30 protein-coding genes, 2 tRNA genes and 1 pseudogene are annotated in these 23,785 nt (G+C 69.8%); 23 read left to right on the top strand and 10 right to left on the bottom strand.

Features of this window, described 5'->3' with window-relative positions:
* The first annotated feature begins 2 nt into the window (after positions 1-2).
* The 3 genes from TthTMY_RS03125 (at position 3) to TthTMY_RS03115 (ending at position 1,740) form a co-directional block, all read left to right on the top strand.
* The gene (locus TthTMY_RS03125) at positions 3-683 is read left to right on the top strand and encodes an endonuclease V (RefSeq protein ID WP_096412336.1); all 681 of its coding nucleotides are present in this window, start codon (positions 3-5) and stop codon (positions 681-683) included.
* Positions 684-688: 5 nt separating this feature from the next.
* Positions 689-1,330, top strand: a complete 642-nt coding sequence (locus TthTMY_RS03120; RefSeq protein ID WP_096412333.1) for a lysophospholipid acyltransferase family protein — start codon at positions 689-691, stop codon at positions 1,328-1,330.
* A gap of 116 nt (positions 1,331-1,446) precedes the next feature.
* Positions 1,447-1,740 (top strand): HU family DNA-binding protein, encoded by a 294-nt coding sequence (locus tag TthTMY_RS03115; RefSeq protein WP_014510566.1) that lies wholly within the window; start codon positions 1,447-1,449, stop codon positions 1,738-1,740.
* A gap of 23 nt (positions 1,741-1,763) precedes the next feature.
* On the opposite strand, the gene TthTMY_RS03110 is transcribed toward TthTMY_RS03115, so the two are convergent.
* From TthTMY_RS03110 to TthTMY_RS03100, 3 genes and pseudogenes are all read right to left on the bottom strand, one after another.
* Positions 1,764-2,606 carry a hypothetical protein gene (locus TthTMY_RS03110; RefSeq protein ID WP_096412330.1) on the bottom strand — a complete coding sequence of 281 codons (843 nt, stop codon included), beginning with the start codon at positions 2,604-2,606 and terminating at the stop codon, positions 1,764-1,766.
* A 6-nt stretch (positions 2,607-2,612) separates the two neighbouring features.
* Positions 2,613-3,610, bottom strand: a pseudogene (locus tag TthTMY_RS03105) (M20/M25/M40 family metallo-hydrolase).
* Positions 3,607-4,254 (bottom strand): response regulator transcription factor, encoded by a 648-nt coding sequence (locus tag TthTMY_RS03100; RefSeq protein ID WP_096412328.1) that lies wholly within the window; start codon positions 4,252-4,254, stop codon positions 3,607-3,609. The pseudogene TthTMY_RS03105 and the gene TthTMY_RS03100 overlap by 4 nt, the downstream one beginning before the upstream one ends.
* A 37-nt stretch (positions 4,255-4,291) precedes the next feature.
* Between TthTMY_RS03100 and TthTMY_RS03095 the strand changes: the two genes are divergently transcribed.
* Entirely contained in the window at positions 4,292-5,521 is a 1,230-nt protein-coding gene (locus TthTMY_RS03095) for a class I SAM-dependent RNA methyltransferase (RefSeq protein ID WP_223903400.1), read from the top strand.
* Here TthTMY_RS03095 and TthTMY_RS03090 read toward each other — a convergent pair.
* A complete protein-coding gene (locus tag TthTMY_RS03090; RefSeq protein ID WP_223903529.1) occupies positions 5,507-5,944 on the bottom strand; it encodes a M23 family metallopeptidase in 438 nt (145 codons plus the stop codon). The two genes, TthTMY_RS03095 and TthTMY_RS03090, sit on opposite strands and share 15 nt — an antisense overlap.
* Before the next feature lie 20 nt (positions 5,945-5,964).
* The gene (locus TthTMY_RS11805) at positions 5,965-6,474 is read right to left on the bottom strand and encodes a LysM peptidoglycan-binding domain-containing protein (RefSeq protein ID WP_267873993.1); all 510 of its coding nucleotides are present in this window, start codon (positions 6,472-6,474) and stop codon (positions 5,965-5,967) included.
* Between the two features lie 29 nt (positions 6,475-6,503).
* Here TthTMY_RS11805 and aroQ point away from each other — a divergent pair, with 29 nt between their 5' ends.
* The 10 genes from aroQ to TthTMY_RS03035 all read left to right on the top strand — a co-directional run bounded on the left by aroQ (position 6,504) and on the right by TthTMY_RS03035 (position 14,087).
* The gene (aroQ, locus tag TthTMY_RS03080; RefSeq protein WP_096412325.1) at positions 6,504-6,953 is read left to right on the top strand and encodes a type II 3-dehydroquinate dehydratase; all 450 of its coding nucleotides are present in this window, start codon (positions 6,504-6,506) and stop codon (positions 6,951-6,953) included.
* Between the two features lie 75 nt (positions 6,954-7,028).
* Positions 7,029-9,446 (top strand): DNA gyrase subunit A, encoded by a 2,418-nt coding sequence (gene gyrA / locus TthTMY_RS03075; protein WP_223903399.1) that lies wholly within the window; start codon positions 7,029-7,031, stop codon positions 9,444-9,446.
* Positions 9,446-9,757, top strand: a complete 312-nt coding sequence (gene cutA / locus TthTMY_RS03070; RefSeq protein WP_096412323.1) for a divalent-cation tolerance protein CutA — start codon at positions 9,446-9,448, stop codon at positions 9,755-9,757. The genes gyrA and cutA overlap by 1 nt, the downstream gene beginning before the upstream one ends.
* Positions 9,754-10,179 (top strand): nucleotidyl transferase AbiEii/AbiGii toxin family protein, encoded by a 426-nt coding sequence (locus TthTMY_RS03065; RefSeq protein ID WP_096412320.1) that lies wholly within the window; start codon positions 9,754-9,756, stop codon positions 10,177-10,179. Before cutA ends, TthTMY_RS03065 begins: the two co-directional genes overlap by 4 nt.
* The gene (locus TthTMY_RS03060; protein WP_096412317.1) at positions 10,176-10,421 is read left to right on the top strand and encodes a hypothetical protein; all 246 of its coding nucleotides are present in this window, start codon (positions 10,176-10,178) and stop codon (positions 10,419-10,421) included. The genes TthTMY_RS03065 and TthTMY_RS03060 overlap by 4 nt, the downstream gene beginning before the upstream one ends.
* Positions 10,422-10,498: 77 nt before the next feature.
* Positions 10,499-11,107 (top strand): Crp/Fnr family transcriptional regulator SdrP, encoded by a 609-nt coding sequence (sdrP, locus tag TthTMY_RS03055; protein WP_096412314.1) that lies wholly within the window; start codon positions 10,499-10,501, stop codon positions 11,105-11,107.
* Positions 11,108-11,127: 20 nt separating this feature from the next.
* Entirely contained in the window at positions 11,128-11,775 is a 648-nt protein-coding gene (locus TthTMY_RS03050; protein ID WP_096412310.1) for a DUF502 domain-containing protein, read from the top strand.
* Positions 11,776-11,784: 9 nt separating this feature from the next.
* Positions 11,785-12,150 carry a hypothetical protein gene (locus tag TthTMY_RS03045; protein ID WP_096412307.1) on the top strand — a complete coding sequence of 122 codons (366 nt, stop codon included), beginning with the start codon at positions 11,785-11,787 and terminating at the stop codon, positions 12,148-12,150.
* The gene (locus TthTMY_RS03040; protein ID WP_096412304.1) at positions 12,147-12,833 is read left to right on the top strand and encodes a response regulator transcription factor; all 687 of its coding nucleotides are present in this window, start codon (positions 12,147-12,149) and stop codon (positions 12,831-12,833) included. The genes TthTMY_RS03045 and TthTMY_RS03040 overlap by 4 nt, the downstream gene beginning before the upstream one ends.
* Positions 12,834-14,087 carry a sensor histidine kinase gene (locus TthTMY_RS03035; RefSeq protein WP_223903398.1) on the top strand — a complete coding sequence of 418 codons (1,254 nt, stop codon included), beginning with the start codon at positions 12,834-12,836 and terminating at the stop codon, positions 14,085-14,087.
* A gap of 60 nt (positions 14,088-14,147) precedes the next feature.
* On the opposite strand, the gene TthTMY_RS03030 is transcribed toward TthTMY_RS03035, so the two are convergent.
* The gene (locus tag TthTMY_RS03030; RefSeq protein WP_223903397.1) at positions 14,148-14,630 is read right to left on the bottom strand and encodes a restriction endonuclease; all 483 of its coding nucleotides are present in this window, start codon (positions 14,628-14,630) and stop codon (positions 14,148-14,150) included.
* 53 nt (positions 14,631-14,683) lie between these two features.
* Between TthTMY_RS03030 and TthTMY_RS03025 the strand changes: the two genes are divergently transcribed.
* Genes TthTMY_RS03025 through TthTMY_RS03015 form a run of 3 tightly spaced genes read left to right on the top strand, consistent with a single transcriptional unit; the run spans position 14,684 to position 17,325 of the window.
* Positions 14,684-15,394 carry a (Fe-S)-binding protein gene (locus tag TthTMY_RS03025; RefSeq protein ID WP_223903396.1) on the top strand — a complete coding sequence of 237 codons (711 nt, stop codon included), beginning with the start codon at positions 14,684-14,686 and terminating at the stop codon, positions 15,392-15,394.
* Positions 15,384-16,772, top strand: a complete 1,389-nt coding sequence (locus TthTMY_RS03020) for a LutB/LldF family L-lactate oxidation iron-sulfur protein (protein WP_096412302.1) — start codon at positions 15,384-15,386, stop codon at positions 16,770-16,772. The genes TthTMY_RS03025 and TthTMY_RS03020 overlap by 11 nt, the downstream gene beginning before the upstream one ends.
* A complete protein-coding gene (locus tag TthTMY_RS03015) occupies positions 16,762-17,325 on the top strand; it encodes a LutC/YkgG family protein (RefSeq protein WP_096412299.1) in 564 nt (187 codons plus the stop codon). Before TthTMY_RS03020 ends, TthTMY_RS03015 begins: the two co-directional genes overlap by 11 nt.
* Before the next feature lie 2 nt (positions 17,326-17,327).
* Here TthTMY_RS03015 and lepB read toward each other — a convergent pair whose 3' ends face one another.
* Entirely contained in the window at positions 17,328-18,134 is an 807-nt protein-coding gene (gene lepB, locus TthTMY_RS03010) for a signal peptidase I (RefSeq protein WP_096412295.1), read from the bottom strand.
* Positions 18,131-18,886, bottom strand: a complete 756-nt coding sequence (locus TthTMY_RS03005) for a patatin-like phospholipase family protein (RefSeq protein ID WP_223903395.1) — start codon at positions 18,884-18,886, stop codon at positions 18,131-18,133. The genes lepB and TthTMY_RS03005 overlap by 4 nt, the downstream gene beginning before the upstream one ends.
* A gap of 42 nt (positions 18,887-18,928) precedes the next feature.
* On the opposite strand from TthTMY_RS03005, the gene TthTMY_RS03000 reads away from it, so the two are divergent.
* Entirely contained in the window at positions 18,929-19,690 is a 762-nt protein-coding gene (locus TthTMY_RS03000) for a serine/threonine-protein kinase (protein ID WP_096413140.1), read from the top strand.
* Between the two features lie 4 nt (positions 19,691-19,694).
* Positions 19,695-20,723, top strand: a complete 1,029-nt coding sequence (locus tag TthTMY_RS02995) for a hypothetical protein (RefSeq protein WP_096412292.1) — start codon at positions 19,695-19,697, stop codon at positions 20,721-20,723.
* On the opposite strand, the gene TthTMY_RS02990 is transcribed toward TthTMY_RS02995, so the two are convergent.
* Positions 20,720-21,802 (bottom strand): N-acetylmuramoyl-L-alanine amidase family protein, encoded by a 1,083-nt coding sequence (locus tag TthTMY_RS02990; protein ID WP_096412289.1) that lies wholly within the window; start codon positions 21,800-21,802, stop codon positions 20,720-20,722. The two genes, TthTMY_RS02995 and TthTMY_RS02990, sit on opposite strands and share 4 nt — an antisense overlap.
* Positions 21,803-21,851: 49 nt before the next feature.
* Between TthTMY_RS02990 and TthTMY_RS02985 the strand changes: the two genes are divergently transcribed.
* Complete coding sequence (locus TthTMY_RS02985; RefSeq protein ID WP_096412285.1) at positions 21,852-22,277, top strand: OsmC family protein; 426 nt, start codon at positions 21,852-21,854, stop codon at positions 22,275-22,277.
* Entirely contained in the window at positions 22,277-23,035 is a 759-nt protein-coding gene (locus TthTMY_RS02980; protein ID WP_096412282.1) for a type III pantothenate kinase, read from the top strand. Before TthTMY_RS02985 ends, TthTMY_RS02980 begins: the two co-directional genes overlap by 1 nt.
* Here TthTMY_RS02980 and TthTMY_RS02975 read toward each other — a convergent pair.
* Complete coding sequence (locus TthTMY_RS02975; RefSeq protein ID WP_172844682.1) at positions 22,998-23,363, bottom strand: hypothetical protein; 366 nt, start codon at positions 23,361-23,363, stop codon at positions 22,998-23,000. The two genes, TthTMY_RS02980 and TthTMY_RS02975, sit on opposite strands and share 38 nt — an antisense overlap.
* A gap of 65 nt (positions 23,364-23,428) precedes the next feature.
* On the opposite strand from TthTMY_RS02975, the gene TthTMY_RS02970 reads away from it, so the two are divergent.
* Positions 23,429-23,505 (top strand) — tRNA-Asp (locus TthTMY_RS02970).
* A gap of 1 nt (position 23,506) precedes the next feature.
* Positions 23,507-23,582: transfer RNA gene (locus TthTMY_RS02965), tRNA-Phe, on the top strand.
* Positions 23,583-23,785: the final 203 nt, after the last annotated feature.

Below are 23,785 nucleotides of genomic sequence, written 5' to 3'. Positions count from 1 at the left end.
CCGTGCGCCCGCCCCCCTTCCCCAAGCCCGCCCGCCCCGAGGAGGCCCTGGCGCTGCAACGGGCCCTGGCGAAAAAGGTGCGGCTTGTGGGAAGCCTAGAGGGGGTGCGGCGGATCGCCGCCCTGGACGCCTCCCACAAGCGGGGCCGGCCCCTCGTGGCCGTGGCCCTCCTCTACGACCTGGAAAAGGGCCCCCTCCACGTGGCCACCGCCCTCCTCCCCGAGGAGGCCCTCTTCCCCTACGTCCCCGGCCTCCTCTCCTTCCGCGAGGCCCCGGCCTACCTGGAGGCCCTCGCCGCCCTTCCCGAGGCCCCGGAGGCCCTCCTGGTGGACGGCCAGGGGGTGGCCCACCCCCGGGGCCTGGGGATCGCGAGCCACCTTGGGGTCCACCTGGACCTCCCCAGCGTGGGCGTGGCCAAGCGCCTCCTCTACGGCAGGCCCGAAGCCCCCTTGCCCGAGGAAAAAGGGGCGGCGGTGCGCCTCCTCGCCCCGGACGGCCGCCCGCTGGGCTACGTCTACCGGAGCCGCGCGGGGGTCAAGCCCCTTTACGTCTCCCCCGGGCACCGGGTGGGCCTCGAGGAGGCCCTCCGCTTCGTGCGCCGCCTGCCCACCCGCTTCCGCCTCCCCGAGCCCCTCCGCCTCGCCCACCTGGAAGCGGGCCGGGCCCTCAAGGCCTTAGACTAGGCCCCGTGAGCGCAGCCAAGCCCAACCCCGTCTACCGGGCCTCCTGGCCTCTGGCCCGCTTTCTCCTCCGCCTTCTCTTCCACTACCGGGTGGAAGGCGCGGAGAAGGTCCCGGCCGAAGGCCCCGTGATCCTGGCCGCGAACCACCTCTCCATCCTGGACCCCATCGTCGTCGGGGCGGGGATCCGGCGCCCCGTGAGCTTCATGGCCCGGGCGGACGTCTTCCGCCTGCCCTTACTCTCCTGGCTCCTCCCCCGGCTCTACGCCATCCCCGTGGAGCGGGGAAGCGGGGACCTAAGCGCCGTGAAGGGGGCCATCCGCGCCCTGAAGCGGGGCATGGCCTTCGGCATCTTCCCGGAAGGCACCCGGAGCCGCACCGGCAAGCTCCAGCCCTTCAAGACCGGGGTGGCGGCCATCGCCCTGCGCACGGGAAGCCCCGTGGTCCCCGTGGCCGTGGTGGGCACGGAGGAAGCCTGGCCCGTGGGGAAGAAGCTCTTCCGCCCCTGCCGCCCCGTGCGGGTGATCTACGGGGACCCTATACCGGTTCCCAGGAAGTCCAAGGTTTCCCACCGGGAGCTGGAAGCGCTCACCCGGGAGATTGAGGCCCGGGTACGGGATCTTCTGCCCCCCAGGTACTGGGAGAGCTAATACTTCCGCTGATCTACATAGATGCGGATTTTTATAGAAAAGGGACCAGGCCTTGAGAAGACCCCCTAAGCGTGATATATTCCGCCCGGAAGGGCAAAGAAGCGAGGAGGTGAGCGATGGCTGCGAAGAAGACGGTGACCAAAGCGGATCTGGTGGACCAGGTGGCCCAGGCCACCGGGCTCAAGAAGAAGGACGTGAAGGCCATGGTGGACGCCCTGCTGGCCAAGGTGGAGGAGGCCTTGGCCAACGGGAGCAAGGTCCAGCTCACGGGCTTCGGCACCTTTGAGGTGCGCAAGCGCAAGGCCCGCACCGGGGTGAAGCCGGGCACCAAGGAGAAGATCAAGATCCCCGCCACCCAGTATCCCGCTTTCAAGCCCGGCAAGGCCCTGAAGGAGAAGGTCAAGAAGTAAGCGGCCCTTCCGCCGGGGGGGCGCTAGCCCCCCCGGTCGCCCTTTTCCATCTCCGCCTTGAGGGCGGCGAGGGGCTCCTGCCAGTCCTCCCCCAGGGTGAGGAGGCGGTAGGGCTTGCCCAGGCGCCGGGCCGCCTTGCGCATGAGGCCCGGGATGGGGGGGCAGGCGTAGGAAACCACCAGGGCGAGGCCCTTGACCCGGCCGAGCCGCCCCAGGTAGTGGATCGCCCCCACAAGCTCCCGGTCCGTGGGCAGGTCCACGGGGAGAAGCCGGTCCGCTTCCTCCCGAAGCCGCTCGGGGGGAAGGTCGGGGAAGTAGGCCTCGAGGCCATGGGCCCTCAGGGCCGCCTCCACCTCCCGGCGGAAGGCGGGCTCCTCCAGGAGGTAGGGCTGGGCCACGACCCCCACGCTCCCCTGGGGCGTGGGAAGGGGCGGGGGGGGCTTGAGGAGCCTCCGGGTACGGTCCAAGGCCCGGCCCACGAGCATGGGGTTGCGGACGAGGAGCTGGCCCACCTCCCCTGCCCGGCCCAAAACCCGCTCGGAGAGCTCCGCCGGAACCTTGAGCACCGGGGGCAGGCCGGGGAAGTAGCGGAGGAGGGTGGCCTCCAGGTCCAAAAGCCAGGGGCACTGCCCTCCGCCCCGCTCCGACTCCACCCCGCCCTGCAGGTCGGGAAGGAGAAGGTAGTCCACCCCCGCTTCCTTCAGGGCCTCCACCTGGGCGAGGAGGCGCTGCACAGGAAGGCAGAAGGGGAGGTGGGAGGGAGGAGGCGCGGCCTCCACCACCTCCACGCCCAGGGCCTCGAGGTAGGCCCGCCAGAAGTCCAGGTAGCGGCGGGAGAGGAAGCCGTGGACCAAGCCGACGCGCATACCGCCTTATCCTACGCCAAGCCCGCGGAGGAGGGCGAGGAGGGCCCGCTGGCCCTCCAGGAGGCTACTCGGCAGGACCCACTCCCCCGGGGTGTGGGCCCCCCGCCCCGGTACACCCCGAAGCCCAAGGCGGGGATGCCCCGCTCAATGGCGGCGCTGGCGTCGGTGGAGCCGGGAAGCCACTGGGGCCTTTCCCCCACCTCCGCCAAAGCCCTCTCCGCCGCCTGAAGGAGGCGGGGCGTGGCGGTCCGGCCCGCAGGCCGCCTGCCCAAGACCTCGAGGGCGAGCCCGACCCGGTGGGCCCGTGCGGCCTCGGCGAAGGCCGCCTCCACCCCTTGGAGCAGGGCGGCCAGGGCCGCCTCCTCCAGGGCCCGGACCTCCAGGAGGCAGGCCGCCTCCTGGGGGATGGCGTTCACCGCCTGGCCGCCCTCGAGGCCGCTCGCGTTCACGCTCGCGTCCTCCCGCCCCTCCACCAGGGCGCGGACGCGGCAAAGCCCCTCCGCCAGGGCGAAGACGGGGTGGGGAAGCCGCCTGTCCCCCCAGGCGTGGCCCCCGGGCCCCTGGAGCCGGACCCGGAGGCGCACGGAACCCAGGGCCCGGTCCACCACCCCGGGGAGGTACCCGTCCACGGCCACCACCACCTCGGGGGAGAGGGCCTCCACCAAAGCCCGCGCCCCCTTGAGGTTGCCGAGGCCCTCCTCCCCCACGGTGAAGCCCCGCACCACCCCGGGAAGCTCGGGGAGGGAGAGGAGGACGGCCACCCCGCTCGTGTTGTCCCCCACCCCCGGGGCGTAGAGCCGCTCGCCCACCTGCCTAGGGGGCTTCGGGGGGAGGACGGTGTCCAGGTGGGCCAGGAGGAGGACCTTCCCCTCCCCGGCCCAGACGTTGCCGAGGCCGTCCCTCCGGGCCCCGGGGAGCCTCGAGGCCACGTAGTCCCCCCTCGCCTCCTCCCCCGCAAGGGGGGCGAGCTCCAGGAGGTAGCGCCGCGGGTCCTCAACCCTCACTCTTCGGGCCTCGCCAACCCCTCCCGGATGGCGTAAAGGGCCGCCTGGGTCCGGTTGTTGAGGTGAAGCTTCTGGAAGATCTCCGAAAGGCGGTTGCGCACCGTCTTCTCGGAAAGCTGGAGCTCGGCGGCGATCTCCTGGTTGGTGTACCCCTGGGCCACCAGCCTCAGAATCTGGACCTCACGCTCGGAAAGCTCGGCGTGGAGCGGCTGGCTGGCCTCCTTCTTGGCGCGGAAGTCCTGGATGATGTGCCCGGCAAGCTCCGCGTCCAGAAGCACCTCCCCTGCGTGGACGCGGCGGATAGCGTCCACCAGCTCCCTCGCGTCCACGTCCTTGAGAAGGTAGCCCCGGGCCCCCGCCTTCACCGCCTCAAAGACGTAGGCGTCCTGGCGGTACATGGTGAGCATGATGACCTTGGCCTGGGGCCACTCCTTGAGGATGGCCTGGGTGGCCTGCACCCCGTCCAGGCCCGGCATCTGGATGTCCATGAGGATCACGTCGGGCTTGGTCTCCAGGGCGTGGCGCAAGGCCTCCCATCCGTCCTTGGCCTCCCCCACCACCCGGAAGTCCCCCTCGGCCTCCAGAAGGCTTTTCAGCCCCTGACGGAAGAGGGCGTGGTCGTCCGCCAGAAGAACCCGGATCACCCTTCCATCATAGCGCCAAAGGGACTAGGGTAGAGGGGTGCTGACCTTTCGCGTGGAGAAACTGGTGCCCGGGGGGTACGGCCTGGCCCGCACCGAAAGGGGGGTGGTCCTGGTGAAGGGGGCCCTCCCCGGGGAGCTGGTGCGGGGGGAGCCCAAGCGGAAAAGGGGCGCCCTCTTCCTGGAGGCCCCGGAGATCCTCGAGCCCCATCCCGGCCGCTACCCCGAGCCCCTTCCCCCTTCCGCCGACCTCCCCCTTGTCTACGAGGCCCAACTCCCCTTGAAGGAGGCCCTGGTAAGGGACGCCCTGGAGCGGGTCGCCAAGCTGGAGGCCCCCTTGGCCCCCATCCGCCCCTCCCCCAGGCCCCTCGCCTACCGCACCGCCGCCCAATATGCCCGCCACCCCCTGGGAGGGCTCGCCTACCGCCTGCCGGAAAGCCACGAGCTCTACCGCCTGGAGAAGGACCCCCTCCTCGCCGAGCCCTTGGCCTGGGCTTTTGACGTCCTAAAGCTCTGGCCCCTCCCCGTGGAGGAGGTGGCCCTTAGGGGAAGCCTCCTAGAGGGCAAGGTCCTCCTCGGCCTCGTCGGGGGGGTCCTCGAGGCCCTGAAGCGCCCCGCCAAGGCCCTGGTGCAAGAGGGCTTCGCCGGGGTGGTCTGGGCCGAGCCCTCCCCCAAGGGGCGCTTCCGGGGCCGGGTCACGCCCCTCGCCGGGGAGCGCACCCTTCTTGAGGCCTTCGGCCCGCTCAAGGCCACGGTGAGTGTGGAAAGCTTCAGCCAGGTGAACCCCCTGGCGGCGGGGGCCCTCTTGGAGGAGGCCCGCACCCTGGTCTTGGGGGGAAGGCGGGCCCTGGAGCTTTACGCCGGATCGGGCCTCTTCTCCCTCCTCCTCTCCCCCCGCTACGAGGAGGTGGTGGCGGTGGAGATCAGCAAGGAGGCGGTGCGGCGGGGGGAGATGGACCGGAAGCGGCTTGGGGCAGAAAACGTCCGCTTTCTCCGCATGGACGCCCGCAAGGCCGAGGCCCTGGGCGCCTTTGACCTCGTGGTGGTGGACCCGCCCCGGGCGGGGCTTTCCCCTGAGGTGCGGGCTTACCTCAAGGAGACCCGCCCCCGGGAGATCCTCTACGTGGCCTGCGACCCGGCCACCTGGGCCCGGGACGTGGGGGAGCTCGCCCGGGAGGGCTACCGCCTGGCCTTCGCCCGCCCCTACGACTTCTTCCCCTTCACCCACCACGTGGAGGTCCTCTCCCTCCTCCGCCTAGGGGAGGGGTAGGCCAACGAAGAAGGGACCCGGGTCCACGGGCACCCCGAAAAGGCGCACCTCCAGGTGCAGGTGGGGCCCCGTGGAAAGCCCCGTGCTCCCCGAAAGCCCCAGCACCTGCCCCGCCCGCACCCTATCCCTTGGGCGCACCTTCCGCGCCTCCAGGTGCCAGTACCCCGTGCAAAGCCCCGCCCCGTGGGCCACCACCACCGCCTCGCCCCGCACCTTGAGCCTCTCCGAGAGGACCACCACCCCGTCCGCCACCGCCTTCACCGGGGTACCGGGAGGTACGGCGTAGTCCAGGCCCTCGTGGTAGGAGGTGAAGAGGTCCCCGTAGCGCCTCCGCACGCCGAAGGGGCTGGTGGTCCGCCCCGAGAGGGGGGGCCGGAAGGCAAGGCCCCAGGGCACGGGGCCCTCCCGGGGGCAGGCCGCCACCACCTTCTCCCGCTCGGCCTTCAGGGCGGGGTCCTGGAGGAGGGCCTTGAGGCCCGGGGAGAGGGCCAGGGCCTCCTGGCCGTACCCTCCGGGGGCGACGGGAAGGGAGAGGAGGAGTCCTCCCCGTCCAGGAAAAGGCGCAAGGGAGAAGCCTTGGGCTCCGCCAGGGCGGGCACCGGGAGGAGGCCCCAAAGGACGCCCCCCTGGGAAAAGAGGGGCACCCTAACCCCCAGGAACTCGGCGTACCCTTCCCGGTAGCCCTCCACCTTGAGGCCGAAGGCCTTTCCCTGGACGGGAGGCGCCACGAGGGCCTTTCCCCGGGGCAGGGGGAACTCCAGGAAGGGGCGGACCCAAAGCCTCTGCCCTACCTGAATGCGATTCGGGTCCTCAAGCCCGTTGGTCCGGGCGAGGGCTTCCACCGTGGTGCCGTAGCGCTTGGCGATGGCGAAGAGGGTTTCCCCCGGGGCCACCACGTGGACCTGGGCCCAGGCGAGGGCGAGGAAGGCCACCAACCCCAAAAGGCGTCCCATGGGCTTATCCTAGGGGGAAAGGAGCCCCTATGGTCCTCATCCTGAACGGACCCAACCTGAACCTTCTGGGCAGGCGGGAACCCGAGGTCTACGGGCGCACCACCTTGGAGGAGCTCGAGGCCCTCTGCGAGGCCTGGGGAGCGGAGCTCGGCCTCGGGGTGGTCTTCCGCCAGACGAACTACGAGGGCCAGCTCATTGAGTGGGTGCAGCAGGCCCACCAAGAGGGGTTTTTGGCCATCGTCCTCAACCCCGGGGCGCTCACCCACTACTCCTACGCCCTCCTGGACGCCATCCGCGCCCAACCCCTCCCCGTGGTGGAGGTCCACCTCACCAACCTCCACGCCCGGGAGCCCTTCCGCCAGCACTCCGTCACCGCCTCGGCCTGCCGGGGCGTGGTCTCCGGCTTCGGGCCCCTCTCCTACAAGCTGGCCCTGGTCTACCTGGCGGAAACCCTGGAGGTAGGGGGCGAAGGTTTCTGAGTTTATTCCCGTTTATTCGCGAAGACCCCCGGTGCTATAATGGAGGGTGGCGTCTAAACGCCTTCTAGGAGCGCTATGGCCCAGGTACTGCCTGTAGAAATCACCGAGGAACTCAAGCAGAGCTTCATCAACTACGCCATGTCCGTCATCGTGGACCGGGCCCTGCCCGACGTGCGGGACGGGCTCAAGCCGGTCCAGCGGCGGATCCTCTTCGGCGCCTACCAAGAAGGGGTCCTGCCGGGGCGCAAGCACGTGAAGAGCGCCAAGATCGTGGGCGAGGTCATGGGCAAGTACCACCCCCACGGGGACGCCGCCATCTACGACGCCCTGGTGCGCATGGCCCAGCCCTGGAACCTCCGCTACCCCCTCATGGACGGCCAGGGGAACTTCGGCTCCATAGACGGCGACCCCCCGGCGGCCCAGCGCTACACCGAGGCGAGGCTCTCCCCCATCGGGGCGGAGATGCTTTTGGACATAGACAAGGAGACGGTGGACTTCCGCCCCAACTACGATGGCTCCCTGAAAGAGCCCGAGGTCCTGCCCGCCGCCATCCCCAACCTCCTGGTGAACGGGGCGAGCGGCATCGCCGTGGGCATGGCCACGAGCCTCCCGCCCCACAACCTCTCCGAGGTGGTGGACGCCCTGGTGGCCATGATTGAGAACCCGGGGATCACCCTGGAAGAGGTCATGCGCCACCTCCCCGGCCCCGACTTCCCCACCGGGGGGAAGCTCTCCAAGAAGGGCATCAAGGAGGCCTACGCCACCGGGCGGGGAAGCCTCAAGGTGCGGGCCAAGGTGCGGGTGGAGGAGAAGGGGCAGAGGCCCGTCCTGGTGGTCACGGAGATCCCCTACCAGGTGAACAAGGCGAGCCTCATCGCCCAGATCGCCGCCTTGGTCAAGGCCAAGAAAATTGAGGACATCGTGGGCCTCCGGGACGAGTCCGACCGGCAAGGCCTGAGGATCGCCATTGAGCTCAAGCGGGGGGCCAACCCCCAGGTGGTCCTGAACCAGCTCTACAAGCACACCGCCCTCCAGACCTCCTTCACGGTGAACCTCCTCGCCATCGTGGACGGGGAGCCCAAGGTCCTCTCCCTCCTGGAGCTCATGCGCCACTACCTGGACCACCGCAAGGAGGTCCTAAGGCGCAAGAGCCTCTTTGAGCTGAGGAAGGCGGAGGAAAGAGCCCACATCCTGGAAGGGCTCCTCATCGCCCTGGACCACATTGACGAGGTCATCGCCCTGATCCGCGGCTCCGAGGACGCCCCCAAGGCCCGCATCGCTCTCATGGAGCGCTTTGGCCTAAGCGAGGCCCAGGCCCAGGCCATCCTGGACATGCGCCTCCAGCGCCTCGTGGCCCTGGAGCGGGAGAAGCTTTTGGAGGAGTACCGGGGGCTCATGGAGGAGATCGCCCGCCTGAAGGCGATCCTCGAGGACGAATCCCGCCTCCTCGCCGAGGTCAAGGCCGACCTCCTCCGGGTCAAGGAGAAGTACGGGGACGAACGGCGCACCCTCATCACCGAGTTTGAGGAGACCTTCAACCCCGAGGACCTGATTGAGGACGAGCCCATGGTCATCACCCTCACGGCCCAGGGCTTCCTCAAGCGCCTCCCCCTGGGGAGCTACCGGGCCCAGGGCCGGGGGGGGAAGGGGCTTCTGGCGGGCAGGACCAAGGAGGAAGACGAGGCCACCCACGTCTTCGTGGCCGACGCCCACGACGACCTCCTCCTCTTCACGAACCGGGGCCGGGTCTACCGCCTCAAGGTCTACGAGCTTCCCGAGATGGGCCGCCAGGCCCGGGGCGTCCACGTGAAAAGCCTCCTTCCCCTAAGCGAGGACGAGGAGGTGGCGGCCCTCCTCTCCGTGCGGGGCCTGGACCAGGAAGGGTACCTGGTCTTCGCCACCGAGCGGGGCCTCGTCAAGCGCACCGCCCTCAAGGAGTACCAAAACCTGGGCCAGGCGGGCCTCATCGCCATAAGGCTCCAGGAGGGGGACCGCCTGGTGGGGGTGGCCCTCTCCGACCTCGAGGACGAGGCCATCCTGGCCACCCAAGAGGGCCAGGCCATCCGCTTCCCCCTGGAGGAGGTGCGGGCCACGGGCCGGGACACCCAAGGGGTGATCGGCCTCCGCTTCAAGAAGCCCGAGGACCGCGTGGTCTCCCTGGTGGTGGTGAAGCCCGGGGAGATGGCGGACCTCCTCTCCGTGAGCACCCGGGGCTACGGCAAGCGCACCCCCCTCTCCGAGTACCCCCTCCAGGGCCGGGGCGGGATGGGGGTCATCACCTACGCCGTCTCCGCCAAGGTGGGCCGCCTCGCCGCCCTCCTCAAGGTCCGGGGTGGGGAGGACCTCCTGGTCCTCTCCCGTAGGGGCCTCGCCATCCGCACCCCCGTGGCCGAGATCCGGCAGTACTCCCGGGCCACCGCCGGGGTCAAGGTGATGAACCTCCCGGAGGACGACGAGGTGGCGAGCGCCTTCGTGGTGGAGGAGGAGAAGTGATGGAAGAGGTGGTGCTCATCACGGTGCCGAGCGAGGAGGTGGCGAGGAGCATCGCCAAGGCCCTAGTGGAGGAGCGCTTGGCCGCCTGCGTGAACATCGTCCCCGGCCTCACCTCCATCTACCGCTGGCAAGGGGAGGTGGTGGAGGACCGGGAGCTTCTCCTCCTCGTCAAGACCACCACCCACGCCTTCCCTAGGCTCAAGGAGAGGGTCAAGGCCCTCCACCCCTACACCGTGCCCGAGATCATCGCCCTGCCCATCGCCGAGGGGCATGGCCCCTACCTGGACTGGCTCCGGGAGAACACGGGATGACCCCGGACATGCTGGACTTCCTCCGGGCCCTGCACCAAGAGGGGGCCCGGTTCCTGGTCATCGGCGGGTACGCCCTGGCCTTCTTTGGGCGGCCTCGCTTCACCAAGGACCTGGACCTCTGGGTGGACGCGGAGGAAGCCCCGAGGGTCCTCGCCGCCATCCGCCGCTTCTTCGGAGGGGATGACCTGGGCCTCACCGTGGAGGACCTGGCAAGCCCCGGCGTGGTCCAGCTGGGCTACGCCCCCAACCGCATTGACCTGGTGATCCTGGAAACGCCCCCCTTTGACGAGGCCTTCGCCCGGGCCCTGAAGCACGAGGTGGAAGGCGTCCAAGTCTACGTGGTCCACCCCGAGGACTTCAAGGCCCTCAAGCGAGCCTTCGGGCGGCCCGTGGACCTCAGGGACTTGGAGGAGCTGGAATGAGGGAGATCCGGCCCGTGGCCCGCAGGTTCCCCCTGGACGCCTCCCCCGACGACCGGGCGGAGTGGCGGGAGGTGCCCCTGGAGGAAAGGCTTCGCGCCGTGTGGGAGATGGCCCTTTTCTGGGCACGGCTTAGGCTCGCCGAAGCGGAAGGGCGGGGGGAGAGGGCGGAGATCGCCACCCACCGCCTCCTCCCCGTGGCGAAGAAGCGCCCCCTGGCCTCTTCCGGGAAGGGGAGAGGGTAGCCGGGGCTAGATTTTTGCAACCCGAAGGTTTACAAAATCCTCGCCCCCGTGCTAGCCTGGGGGCAAGGAGGTTTGGCATGACCCAGGCGCGCGAGACCGTGAGCTTCAAGGTGGGGGACGTCATCCTCTACCCCGGGGTGCCGGGGCCCAGGGACCGGGCCTACCGGGTCCTCGAGGGCCTGGTGCGCCTGGAGGCGGTGGACGAGGAGGGGAACGCCCTCACCCTGCGCCTCGTCCGCCCCGGGGGCTTCTTCGGCGAAGAGGCCCTCTTCGGCCAGGAGCGCATCTACTTCGCCGAGGCCGCCACGGACGTCCGCCTCGAGCCCCTGCCGGAAAACCCCGACCCCGAGCTCCTCAAGGACCTCGCCCAGCACCTCTCCCAGGGCCTGGCCGAGGCCTACCGCCGGATTGAGCGCCTCGCCACCCAGCGCCTCAAGAACCGCATGGCCGCGGCCCTCCTGGAGCTTTTGGAGACCCCCTTGGCCCACGAGGAGGAGGGCAAGGTGGTGCTCAAGGCCACCCACGACGAGCTGGCGGCCGCGGTGGGGAGCGTCCGGGAAACGGTGACCAAGGTCATCGGGGAGCTCGCCCGGGAAGGGTACATCCGCTCCGGATACGGGAAGATCCAGCTTCTGGACCTCAAAGGGCTCAAGGAGCTCGCCGAAAGCCGGGGCCAGGGGCGCTAGGCCTTTATAGACTGGAGGGGATGCGGCTCCGCCAGCGCCTCATCACCGGTCTCGTCACGCTGCTTCCCCTCCTCGTCACCCTCTACCTCTTAGGTTGGGTCTACACCTACTCCGGCGCCTACATCCAGGCCTTCCTGCGCCTTTTCGGCCTCGAGGTGCCCCGGGCCTACCAGCCCTTCCTTCCCTTCGTGGGCCTCGTCCTCGCCGCGGTCCTGGTCTATTTGGTGGGGACCCTGGCGGAAAACTACCTGGGGAAGCGCCTCATCGTCTCCCTGGAGCGCTCCCTCCTCCTCCTCCCCATCGTCCGGGACATCTACAAGGCCGTCCAGCAGATCGCCCACACCCTCTTCGGCCACCAGGAGGTGAAGTTCAGCCGGGCGGCGGTGATTGAGTACCCCAGGCGTGGGCTTTACACCCTCTGCTTCGTGGTCCAGCCCGTGGGAAACCGCCTCCCCCCCCTGCCCGAGGGGTACACCGCCGTCCTCGTGCCCACAAGCCCGGTGCCCGCAAGCGGCATGGTGATCCTGGTCCCCTCGGAGGAGGTCCTCCCCCTGGAGATCAGCGTGGAGGAGGCCCTCAAGTACGTGGTCTCCGCGGGCTTCCTCCTCCCGGAAAAACCCCAAGGCCCCTTAACCTCCCTCCCACGAAGGGCGGAGCGGCCGTCCTAGAATGAAGGCGTGAAGCGCCACCTCGTCCTCCTCCTGGGGCTTTGCGGCCTGGCCCTCGCGGCCCTGCCGCCCCTCCTCGGCCAGGCCCTGCCCCCGGGGACGGAGCTCAGGCTCCTCTCCCCCGACCTCAAAACCCTCTTCGCCGCCTGGCGCCTCGAGGGGAACCGCCTCCTCCCCCTCTCCCCGCCCCTCGCCCCCCGCCCCGGGACGGAGGTGCGCCTCCTCCTCTCCGTGCCCGGGAAGAAGCCCCAGGTCCTCCCCGGCGTGGCGGCGGAGGGGGACGTGCTCCTCCTTCTGGAGAAGGAGCGGGTAAGCCTGGTTCGGCTCCTCCAAGAGGCCTACGGCGTGGCCCTTCCGGGGAGGCTTTGGCCATGAAGCGGATCCTCCTCATAGAGGACGACCCCGAGGTGGCCCGGCTCGTGGAGGCTGAGCTTAAGGAGGCGGGCTTCCAGGTGGACTGGGCCAAGACGGGGATGGAGGGGCTGATCCGGCACCGGGAGGGCAAGCCCGACCTCGTGGTCCTGGACCTCGGCCTCCCCGACCTGGACGGGGCGGAGGTGGCGCGGAGGATCCGAGCCACGGACGACGCCCCCATCCTCGTCCTCACGGCCCAGGATGCGGTGGACCGCAAGGTGAGCCTCCTCACGGGCGGGGCCGACGACTACCTGGTGAAGCCCTTCCACCCGGCGGAGCTCCTGGCCCGCATCCAGGTGCAGCTTAGGCACAAGGAGGGGAGCGAGGTCCTCGCCGTGGGCCAGCTGGAGCTCTACCCCAGGAAGCGCCAGGTCTTCTTCCGGGAGCGGGAGGTCCGCCTCTCCCCCAAAGAGTTTGACCTCCTCCACCTCCTCATGAGCCGGCCCGGACGGGTCTTCCCCCGCCCCGAGATTGAGGAACGGGTCTGGGGCAGGCCCTTGGGCAAGGACTCCAACGTCCTGGACGTTCACATGGCCAACCTCCGGGCCAAGCTCCGGGAGGCGGGGGCCTACGGGTACCTGCGCACGGTCCGGGGCGTGGGCTACGCCGTGCGGCCGGGAAGAAAGGAGGAGGAGGAAGGCTAGGTGCTCTCCTTCCGCGCCCGGCTCTTCCTGGCCTTCGCCCTTTTGTGGCTCCTTTTCCTGGGCGGGGCCTGGTACCTGGCGGGACGCAGCGTGGACCAGGCCCTGAAAAGGCGCCTCGAGGCCACCCTCGCCCAGGACGCCCTCCGGGCGGCCGAGGCCTACCGGAAGGGCCAGGCGGGCGCCCTCCTCACCACGGGCGGGGTCTACCTGCACCTCTACGCCCAAGACGGCACCCCCATCGCCCTTACCCGGCCCGACCACCGCCTCCCCCCCGAGAGGCTGCGCCGGGCGGGGCCCACCCCGGAGGTCCTCTGGGAGCAGGGCTTCGCCGCCGCCCTCGTGGCCACGCCCCTGGGCCTCCTCGTCCTCACCGCGGAGACGAGCCCCATTGAGGCCGCCCTCGAGGCCCTCCGGGAGGCCCTCCTCCGCGCCTTCCTCCTCCTCTTCCCCCTGGGCCTGGCCCTGGTCTACCTCACGGCCCGCCTCGCCGCCCGGCCCCTGGAGGCCGTGGCCCGGGAGATCACGCGCCGTAGCCCCGACCGCCTGGACCCCGTGCCCCACCGCCTGCCCCAGGACGAGTTCGGGCGCATGGTGGAGGCGGTGAACGCCCTGCTCCAGGCCCTGAAGGAGGCCAAGGAGCGGGAGCGGGCCTTCCTCGCCGAGGCGAGCCACGAGCTCAGGACCCCCCTCACCGTCCTCCTCGGCCACCTGGACCGCCTGGCCCGCAACCCCATGGACCTCGAGGCCCTCCGCACCGCCCGGACCACCGCCGAAAGGATGCGCCGCCTGGTGGAGGACCTGCTGGCCCTGGCCCGGGGGGAGGTGGAGCGGAACCTCAACCTCCACATCGTGGACCTGGGGGAGGTGGCCCGGGAAGCGGCCCTGGAGTACGGGGTGGCGGCCGAGGCGGAAAGCGCCGAGGTCCTCGGGGACCCCGACCGCCTCCTCCAGCTCCTCCGCAACCTCGTCGCCAACGCCGTCCGGGCGGCGGGGAAGGAGGGCGTGCGCGTACGGGTGCGCCGGGAAGCCGACCACGCCCTCCTGGAGGTGGAGGACTCGGGGCCCGGCATCCCCCAAGACCTCCTCCCCCACCTCTTCCAGCGCTTCGCCCGGGGGCCCGGGGGGGGCACGGGGCTTGGCCTGGCCATCGCCCAGGCCATCGCCAAGGCCCACGGCGGGGAGATCCAGGTGGAAAGCCGCCCCGGGCGCACGGTCTTCAGGGTGCGGCTGCCCCTTTTGGAGGAGGAGGCCTAAGGAGGGCCCGGAGGGATGTCCAGAAAGAAGCTGCGTTTCAGAGCCTTCACCAAGAAAGCGTCACCCTTCTTCCTCACCAGGTAGCAGGATCCAAATGCGCTTGAGGGGTATTTCCGCCTGAATATCGTCGGGAAGCCTTTCGTAGTTGGCGAGTAGGGCCTGAATGAGGTCGTTGGCGTCCCAAAGCCTTATCTCAAAGAAGGACTGCGCCTTCTCCTTCTCGGCGGCCCCCTTAAATCCACCCCAGGAAACAAAAAGCCCCACGCGGGCGTTCAGCTTGCCCATGGCGCCGCGAAGCTGGTTGAGCTCGGGGCCACCCACGGGAGCATCCCCCGACTTCACCTGTACAGCAAGCCTAGGTTCGTCAAACCCCAGAGGGCCCCGCCCCGCCAGAATGTCCACACCCCCATCGGGTCCCTCGGGAGAACGGTAAGTGAAGTACCCCTCGGCTTGAAGAATCGCCTCCACGAGATAAGCCAAGCGGTGCCCTTTAAACTTGCGCGCAATGTGTTGACGGATCAAATCCAGGGCGTACTCCTCCAAGTCCCTGAGGCAAGCCAGGTACTACAGGTCCCATAGGAGTATATTGGGCACAAATGCGCGTGGCCCTCTTCATCACCTGCCTGGCGGACCAGTTCTACGCCGAAGCCGGGGTGGCGGCGGTGAGGCTCCTAAGGGCCTTGGGGGTGGAGGTGGACTTCCCCGAGGGCCAGACCTGCTGCGGCCAGCCCGCCTTCAACGCCGGGTACTGGGACGAGGCAAGGCCCCTCGCCAAAAGGACCCTGGAGGTCTTTGAGGAGGCGGAGTACGTGGTCCTGCCCTCGGGAAGCTGCGCCAGCATGGTGAAGAACCACTACCCCGAGCTCCTTCCCGGAAACCGGGAGGCTTTGGCCATGGCGGAGAAGACCTACGAGCTCTCCCAGTTCCTGGTGCGGGTCCTCGGGGTGGAGAAGCTCGGAGAGGGGCTTAAAGGGAGGAAGGTGGCCTACCACCACGGCTGCCACGCCTTAAGGGAACTCGGGGTGCGGGAGGAGCCCCTTCTCCTCCTCCAAAACGCCGGGGCCGAGGTCCTCCCCTGGGAGGCCTGGGAGGAGTGCTGCGGCTTTGGGGGGCTTTTCTCGGTGAAGCTCCCCGAGGTCTCCTTGGCCATGGCGGACCGGAAGCTCGCCACCTTGCCCGAGGCCGAGGTCCTCACCTCCACGGACGCGGGCTGCCTCCTCCACCTCTCGGGGCGCATGGGCAAGAAGGGCTTGGGGCTCAGGGTGGCGCCCCTCGCCACCCTGCTTTGGGAGGCGTATGCGGGCTAAGGCGAAGCTCTACCCCAAGGAGGCGGCAAGGCTTTTAAGGGAGAAGCCCGGGGTGCGGGAGGCGGTCACCGGGGCCACCCTCCACTTTGAAAGGAACCGCCTCAAGGCCTACGCCGAGGTCCCCATTGAGGAGTGGCGGGAAAGGGCCAAGGCGGTGAAGGACCACGTCCTCACCCACCTGGACCACTACCTGGAGCTCGCCGAGAGGCGGCTTCGGGAAAACGGGGTGCAGGTGCACTGGGCCGAAACCCCGGAGGACGCCCATAGGGTCCTCCGGGAGGTGGTGCATAGGCGCGGGGTGAAGCGGGCGGTGAAGGCCAAGAGCATGCTCACCGAGGAGCTCGGGGTGAACCCCCTCCTGGAGTCCCTGGGGGTGGAGGTCTACGAGACGGACCTCGGGGAGTACCTGATTCAGCTTCTGGGCGAGCCCCCAAGCCACATCGTGGGCCCCGCCATCCACCTCTCCCTGGGAGAAATCCAAAAGCTCTTCCACGCCCGCTTCGGCACCCCCCTGGACGCCTCCCCGGAGGCCCTGGCCCAGGTGGCCCGAAGGGTGCTGAGGGAGGCCTTCCTTTCCGCCGAGCTCGGCCTAAGCGGGGCGAACTTCCTGGTGGCGGAGACGGGCACCCTGGCCCTGATGGAGAACGAGGGGAACATAAGGCTTTCCACCTCCTTGCCCAAGGTGCACGTGGCCTTCGTGGGGATAGAGAAGCTCCTTCCCCGCTTTGCCGACCTCGCCCTCTTCCTGCCCTTAACCGCCCGGGCGGCCACGGGGCAGCGCCTTGCCACCTTCGTCTCCCTCATCCAGGGCCCCGCCAGGGAGGGGGAGGAGGGCCCCGAGGAGGTCCACGTGGTCCTGGTGGACCACGGGCGCACCGCCCTCCTCCACGACCTCGAGGCCTGGGAGACCCTGAGGTGCCTCCGCTGCGGGGCCTGCCTCAACGCCTGCCCCGTCTACCGCCAGACCGGGGGGCACCCCTACGGCTACGTCTACTCCGGCCCCATCGGGGCGGTCCTGGACCCAGGGCTTCTCGGCCTGGAGGAGGCCTACCCCCTGCCTTACGCCTCCACCCTCTGCGGGGCCTGTTATGAAGCCTGCCCGGTGAAGATCCCCATCCCCAGGCTCCTCCTCACCTGGCGGCACCGGGCGGCGGAAGAGGGCCTCACCCCCTCGTGGGAACACGGGGCCATGCGGGCCTTCCGCAAGGTGATGGAAAGCCCCGCCCTCTACCGCCTCTTCTCCAAGGGCTTAAGGGGCCTTCCCCTCCCCCAGGACCTCCTCCCCCTCCTCAGGGCCTGGACGGAGGGAAGGGGCCCCTTAAGGCCAAGCCCCAAGCCCTTCCACGAGCTCTGGAAGGAGGTGGCGGATGGACGCTAGAACCCGCATCCTCGCCCGGGTGCAACGGGCCCTGAGGGGGCGCCCCAAGGCCCTCCTCCCCGAGCACCCCCACACCCCCCTCGCCGAAGACCCCGTGGACCTCCTCCTGAGGCGCCTTCGGGAAAACGGGGCCGAGGCCCAAAGGCTTCCCCGGGAAGAGGCCAAAGCCTTCGCCCAACGCCTCGCCGAGGGGCTTCCCGGGGCCGCCTTCGGCAAGACCCTCCCCCAGGACCTCAGGCCCCCCCTCCCCGAGCTGCCCCCGGAGGAGGCCCCCTTGGGGGTCTCCTGGGCCCTCTTCGCCGTGGCGGAGACGGGGAGCGTGGCCCTCTCCAGCGAGGACGGCCGGAAGGCCCAGCTCCTCCCCCCCACCCACCTGGTCCTGGTGGAGGCGAAGAGGGTCTACGGGACCCTTCTGGAGGCCCTCCAGGACCTAAACGAGCTTCCCGCCGCCCTCGGCCTCCACTCCGGCCCCTCCAAGAGCGCCGACATCGGCCAGGTGATGGTCAAAGGGGTGCACGGGCCCGGGAGGCTCGTGGTGGTCGTCCTGGAGTGAGCTCACTCCAGGCGGTAGGCGGGGGGGATGGCGAGGGGGCGGAGGTTGAGCCTAAAGCCCCCCTCCTCCCGCACCACCACGGGCCACCAGACGAAGCTCGCCCGTCCCGCGATCCTTTCCACGGGGATGGGGCCGAAGGTGCGGGAGTCCTCCGAACCCCCTAGGGTGCGGTTGTCCCCCATGACGAAGTAGTACCCCGGCTTCAGCTTGATCCGCCCCACCTCGCACACCTCCCCGAGCTCGCTTCGGGCCAGGGTCTCCCGCGAGGGGGGGAGGAGCATCTCCTTGAGGGGCCGGAGGTAGGCGGGCAGGAGGTCCACCGGGAAATCCCCCTGCTGGGTGATGATCCGGGTGAGGCGCCCCCCCTCGTAGCACACCCCGGGGAAGGAGTCGGGCCAGGGGGTGATCCGGTCCGTGATGTGGGTCTCCGCCAAGGGCCTCCCGTTCACGTAAACCACCCCGCGGTCCACGTAGACCTCGTCCCCGGGGACGGCCACGATGCGCTTGATGAAGAAGGCCCGGAAGGAGAAGCCCAGGACGGGGAAGCGGGCCGTGGAGAAGGGGGTGCCCTCCGGGGGCTTGAGGATGGCGATCTCCCCCCGCCGCCACTCCGTGAACCCCAGGCGGACAAGCCAGGTCTCCCACTTGGGCACCAGGACCCGCTCGCCGTTCCTCAAGGTGGGGTACATGCTCTGCCCCACCACCCCCACGGTGGTGAAGACGAAGGTGGTGACCAAGAAGGCCACCAGGAGGGCCTCCCCCACCTGGCGAAACCACTCCTTGAACAGGTAGTCCCAAAAGGCCTTCATACCTCCCCCACTCTACCCTCCAAAAGGCGCTTGGCCGCCTTCCTGCCCGCCTCCACCGCCTCCTCGAGGCGGAGGAAGTCCTGCACCGCGATCTCCCCGAGCTCGGGCCTCAGGTAGACCTCGGGGGCGTAGAGGGCCATGCGGCTTGCCGTGAGGTGGTGCTGCATCAGGTCCACCGCCCTGAGGGCGAGGCCCAAAACCCCCTCGGGGGGCTTTTCCACATTCCGCTCCGGGGTCACGTCCACGGCCCAGACCTCCTCCGCCCCCAAGAACCTGGCCGCGTCCACAGGCAGGTTGTCCAGGACCCCGCCGTCAAAGAGGAGGAGGCCCTCCCGCCGCACGGGCTTCAGGAGGAGGGGGTGGGCCGCCGAGGCCAAGACCGCGCTCACCAGGTCGCCCTGGAAGAGGTAGACCACCCGCCCGCTCCGCACCTCCACCGCCGTAACCACGAGCTTGCGCTTGAGGTGGGCGAAGTCCTGGGGCAGGTGCTCGGCGAGGTACCGCCTGAGCCGCCCCCGGGAGAAAAGGGCCTCCCGCCAGGAGAAGCCCAGGATCCCGAGCCACGGGGTGTTCCGGGCGATCTCCAGGATCTCTTGAGGGCTTTTTCCCGCGGCGAAAAACGCCCCCACGATGGCCCCCATGCTCGCCCCGGCCACCACCTCAAAGTCCAGCCCCGCTTCCACGAAGACCTCCAGGGCGCCGATGTGGGCGAACCCCCTCGCCCCGCCTCCGGAAAGCACGAGGCCGCGCATGGGCCCATGGTACCCGGGTTTTCTGAGGGTATAGTGGGGGCGGTGAGCCTGGTGGGCAAAACCCTCTCGGGCCGCTACCAGGTGGTGCGGCCCCTGGCCCGCGGAGCCCTGGCCCGGGTCTACCTGGCCTTTGACCCCTTCGGCACCCCCTACGCCCTCAAGCTCTTTCCCCCGAAGGCCCGCCCCCGCCGGGACCGGGAGCTTTGGGTGGGGCAAAGGCTCGCCCACCCCAACCTCAACCCCGTCCTCGAGGCCCTGGACCTGGAGGAAGGCCCCGCCCTCCTCCTGGCCTACGCCCCGGGGGAGGAGCTCGGCCGCTGGATGGGGAAAAGCCCCGCGCTTTCCCAGGCGATGAGGGTCTTCCACCAGCTCCTCCTCGCCCTCGCCCACATGCACGAAAAGGGCCTGGTCCACCGGGATGTGAAGCCCGAGAACATCCTGGTGAACGCCGGGGAGGCCCGCCTTCTGGACTTTGACCTCTCGGGCCCCGCCCAGGAGCGCTTCCAAAAGCCCCTTCTCCTGGGCACCCCCGCCTACCTCGCCCCCGAGCTCCTCCGGGGCCTGCCCTCGGGCCCCGAGGCCGACGTCTACGCCGCCGGGATCATCCTCTACTGGATGCTCACCGGGGAGCACCCCTTCGCCGACCCCTCGGGCCAGGTCTCCCTGGACCCCGACAGGGGACCCCATCCGCCCGTGGCCGGGCTCGGCGAGGAGGCCGCCCTTTACCTGGAACGCCTCCTCGCCCCCGACCCCAAGGCGCGCTTCCCCACGGCCCAGGAGGCCCTGAAGGCCTTCCCCTTTTAGCGCCATGCCCTCCTGCCTGCTCCTCTCCACCCTCTTGGGCTCGGCCCTCTTCGCGGGCCTGGGCGAGGTGGCGGTGGGGCGGCTTCTGGTGGAAGGGGGGCACCAGGCCCTGATCCTGGGCCCCGCGGGGGCCTACCTCCTGGAGGGGGAGGCCAACTCCGCCCTCTACGGCCTGGCCCGAAGGCCCGGGGGGTACCTGGCGGTGGGCCACCTAGGGGAGCGCCTCCTCCGGGTAACCCTGGACGCCGAGGGCCGACCCCTCGCGGCCTTGGTGGGCGGCCAAGGCCTCCTCTGGGGGACCGACGGCCGCTTCGCCTGGGGGGGCCACCTGGGGCCCCAGGGCTGGCAGGCGTTGGTCCTGGAGGGAACACGGGCCTACCGCCTCCCTCTGCCTGCGGAGGGGTACGCCTACGGCGGGCTCTACCGCGCGGGGGTCCTCTTCCTGGTGGGCCGCGTGGCCGGCCCCGGGGGGTTTGACGCCTTCTTCCTCGGCCTCAAAGGCGGCTACGCCCAGGGCTACCAAAGCGGCTTTTCGGGAAACGACTACCTCCGCTTCCTGGGGGAACGGGGAGCGGTGGGGCGCCTGGAGGTGGAGGGGGACTCGGAGGGCCTAGTTCTGGACTGGCCCGGACTCCTTCGGGGAAAGGCCCGCCTCCTGCGCCGCCCCGGCTTTGACTACCTCAGGGCCTGGCAGGGGGCGTACCTCGTGGGGGAGGCGGAGGTGGCGGGCGTCCTCCAGGGCCTCTGGCTCGGGCCCCGGGGAGCCCGCTACGGGGGAGGCCCCTGGGCCTCCCTCCGGGCCTTGGACCCTCCCTGGGCGTACGGGTACTCCTACCGGGCCCTCTTCCAGGGGGAGGGGCTTTTCCTGAACCTCGAGGCCGAGGCGGGGGAGCCCATGGCCTACCGCACGGAACCCCTCACCCTCCCCAAAAGGCCCTGGACCCTCAAGGCCTCGCCCCTTCCCCTCTCCTGGTATCCGGCCCCCTTCCGGAAGATCCCCTCGCCCGGCAAGAGGCCCTGCCCCAGGCCCTAGCGGGCAAAGGCCCCCTGGGCGAGGAAGGCGAGGATCCCCTCCGCCAGGCCCTGGGCCACCCGTTCCCGGTAGGCCGCCTCGGCGAGCCTCCGCCCCTCGGCGGGGTGGTCCCCGAAACCGATCTCCACCAGGACCGCCGGCACCTTGGCGTAGCGGAGGACGAAGAAGTCGCCGGGGAAACTCCCCCGGTAGGGGCTCCCCGTGGCCTGGGAGAGCTTCCGGCCCAGGGTTTCCGCCAGGCGCTGGCTGTAGCGCTGGTTCGCCTGGGCCACGATGTCCGTGAGGATCCGCTCCGCCACGCTCTTGGCCTCCTCGGTGAGGCGCCGACCCAGATCCCCGCCGCCGTTTTCCCGGATCACCTGGGCGAGGACCCTCGGGTCCTGGGCCCGGCCGAAGTAGTAGGCCTCCACCCCTTGGGCGGTGTGGGTGGGGGAGGCGTTCACGTGGATGGAGACGAAGAGGTTCACCCGGGAGCTGTCCGCCATGGCCGCCCGCCGGGAAAGGTCCTCCCGCTTGTCGGGGGAGAGGTGCACGTCCTTGTCCCGGGTAAGGCGGACCTCAATCCCCTCCTTCTCCAGGAGGCGCTTGAGGCGGAGGGCCACGTCCAGGACCACTTCCTTTTCCACCACGTGCCCCACCATCCCCGGGTCCACCCCGCCGTGCCCCGGGTCCAGGAGGACCACGGGCTTAGGGGGGTCGGGGGGCTTGGGCTTCGGCGGCGGAGGGGGGGCGGTGGCCTTTTGCGCGAGGCTCAGGTCCAAAACCAGGCGCTCGGGGGCCTTGTAGCGGGAGACGGTCACCTCCACCGGCCCCTGGGTGCGAATGAGGACCCGGACCCCTTCCCCCTCCGGAAGGGTTTGGACCGAGGCCACCTCCTTGGAGTTCACCACCTCCTCCTTGGGCGGGGCCTTTAGGCCCAAGAGCACCACCACAAGGAGGTTCTCCCGCCGTTCCAGGGTGTAGCGCGCCTCCTCCGAGGGCAGGTCAAAGACGACCCGGGTGTAGCCCTCGTGGACCCCCACCCGGGGAAAGGCCCAAGCCCAGGCCCAAAGCCAGAGGAAGAGGAGAAGGAAGCGCATCTACGCCCCATTCTAGCCCTCCGGATGAGGGCCTGGTAAAATCCGGCTCATGACGAAGAAGGTCGTGGTCCACCAGATCGTGGGGCACCGCTTCCTGGGCGTGAACGAAAAGGGGGACAAGGTGATGATTGACGGGGACGAGCCCTCCACCGGGCCCCGCCCCATGGAACTCCTCCTCATGGCCCTCGGGGCCTGCACCGCCTACGACGTGGTGGACATCATGCGCAAGAAGAAGCAGCCCCTCGCCCGCTACCGGGTGGAGGTGGAGGGGGAAAGGGCCGAGACCCACCCCAAGCGCTACACCCGCATCACCGTGACCCACATCGCCTCGGGGCCGGGGGTGACCCTCGAGGCCCTGGAGCGGGCCGTCCACCTCTCCCACACCAAGTACTGCTCCGTCTCCGCCACCCTCAACGCCGAGATCACCACCCGGGTCGTCCTGGAGCCCTGGGAGGGGGAGGAAGGAGAGGGCTGATGCTCCTCGCGGTGGACATCGGCAACACCTCCACCGCCTTAGGGCTCTTCTCCGGGGAAGAACTCATCGCCCACTTCCGCATCCACACGGACCGGATGCGGATGGAAAGCGAGTACCGGGTCATCCTGAAAAACCTCTTCGCCCTGGAGGACCTCCCGCCCCCCAAGGTCGCCCTCCTCTCCAGCGTGGTCCCCCCCGTGGAGCGGGAGATGAAGCGGGCCATTGAAAGGCTCTTCGGGGTGGAGGCCCGGGTGGTGGAGGCGGCGGACACGGGCCTCGAGGTCCTCATAGACAACCCCAGGGAGGCCGGAGCCGACCGCCTGGTGAACGCCGTGGGCGCCCTGGCCTACCCGAGCCCCACGGGGCGCTACATCGTGGTGGACTTCGGCACCGCCACCACCTTTGACCTGGTGGAGGCGCCCAACCGCTACCTGGGCGGGGCCATCGCCATCGGCCCCCAGACCGCGGCGGACGCCCTGGCCCAACGGACCGCCAAGCTCCCCCGCATAGACCTCACCCCGCCCAAGGGCGTGGTGGGCAAGAACACCCTCGAGGCCCTCCGCTCCGGCCTCGTCCTGGGGTACGCCGCCCTGGTGGAGGGGATGGTGCGCCGCTTCAAGGAGGAGGCCGGGGAGGCCCTGGTGATCGCCACGGGGGGCTTCGCCGAGACCCTTAGGCCCCTCTGCCCCTGCTTTGACGTGGTGGACGAGGACCTCACCCTCAAGGGGCTCCTTCGCATCCACCTGGGGCGAGGGTGAACCAGTAGACCCACCTCCCCTCCTCCTCCAAGAGGGCGTACCGCCACCCCTCCACCCGGTAGCACCCCAGGTCGCGCCAGACCCCGGGCCTCTCCCGGAGGAAGACCCTTAAGGGCGTACCCTCCCGGTGGGCGAGGAGAAGGCGCAGGTTCCCCCCCACGGGCTCCTGGTCCCCCCGCTTTCCCTCGCCCATATAGAGGATGCGGCCGTCCGGGAGGAAGCGGTTGCGGTAGCCCGACTCCCCCCGGTCCACCAAAAGGCTCCGCCTCCCGATCCCCTTTCGCGTCCGGTGGTAGCCAAGAACCTCGCTCCAGGTCAAGCTTGACACTCGCCGCACGCCCGATTATCATCCTAAGTGCCCGGTCGGACGCCCCCGACCCGGCGACAACCCAAGGCCCCGTGGTGTAGTTGGTTAACACACCCGCCTGTCACGTGGGAGATCGCGGGTTCGAGTCCCGTCGGGGCCGCCACGCCGAGGTAGCTCAGTTGGTAGAGCATGCGACTGAAAATCGCAGTGTCGGCGGTTCGATTCCGCCCCTCGGCACCAAGGACGAGCCTGGCGCCCGCTCACCTTGGAGCGGGCGTTTTGCTTTGGTGGGTTGTTAAACTGGGCGAGAAGGGGGCGACGCGCGTCACGCCTACGCTTCCCTCCCCCCCCTTGGAGGCGAGGGTATGAGGCGGTAGGGGTTCGCCGGGGCCTGGACGTCCGCAAGGACCCCAGGCCCTACCCCCGGGTTTACCCACCAAGCC

Origin of the sequence: Thermus thermophilus (assembly GCF_019974155.1) — a bacterium.
Classification (GTDB): Bacteria; Deinococcota; Deinococci; order Deinococcales; family Thermaceae; genus Thermus; species Thermus thermophilus_C.
The sequence above is the reverse complement of the archived record's forward strand: the minus strand, read 5'-3'. Positions and strand labels throughout refer to the sequence as shown.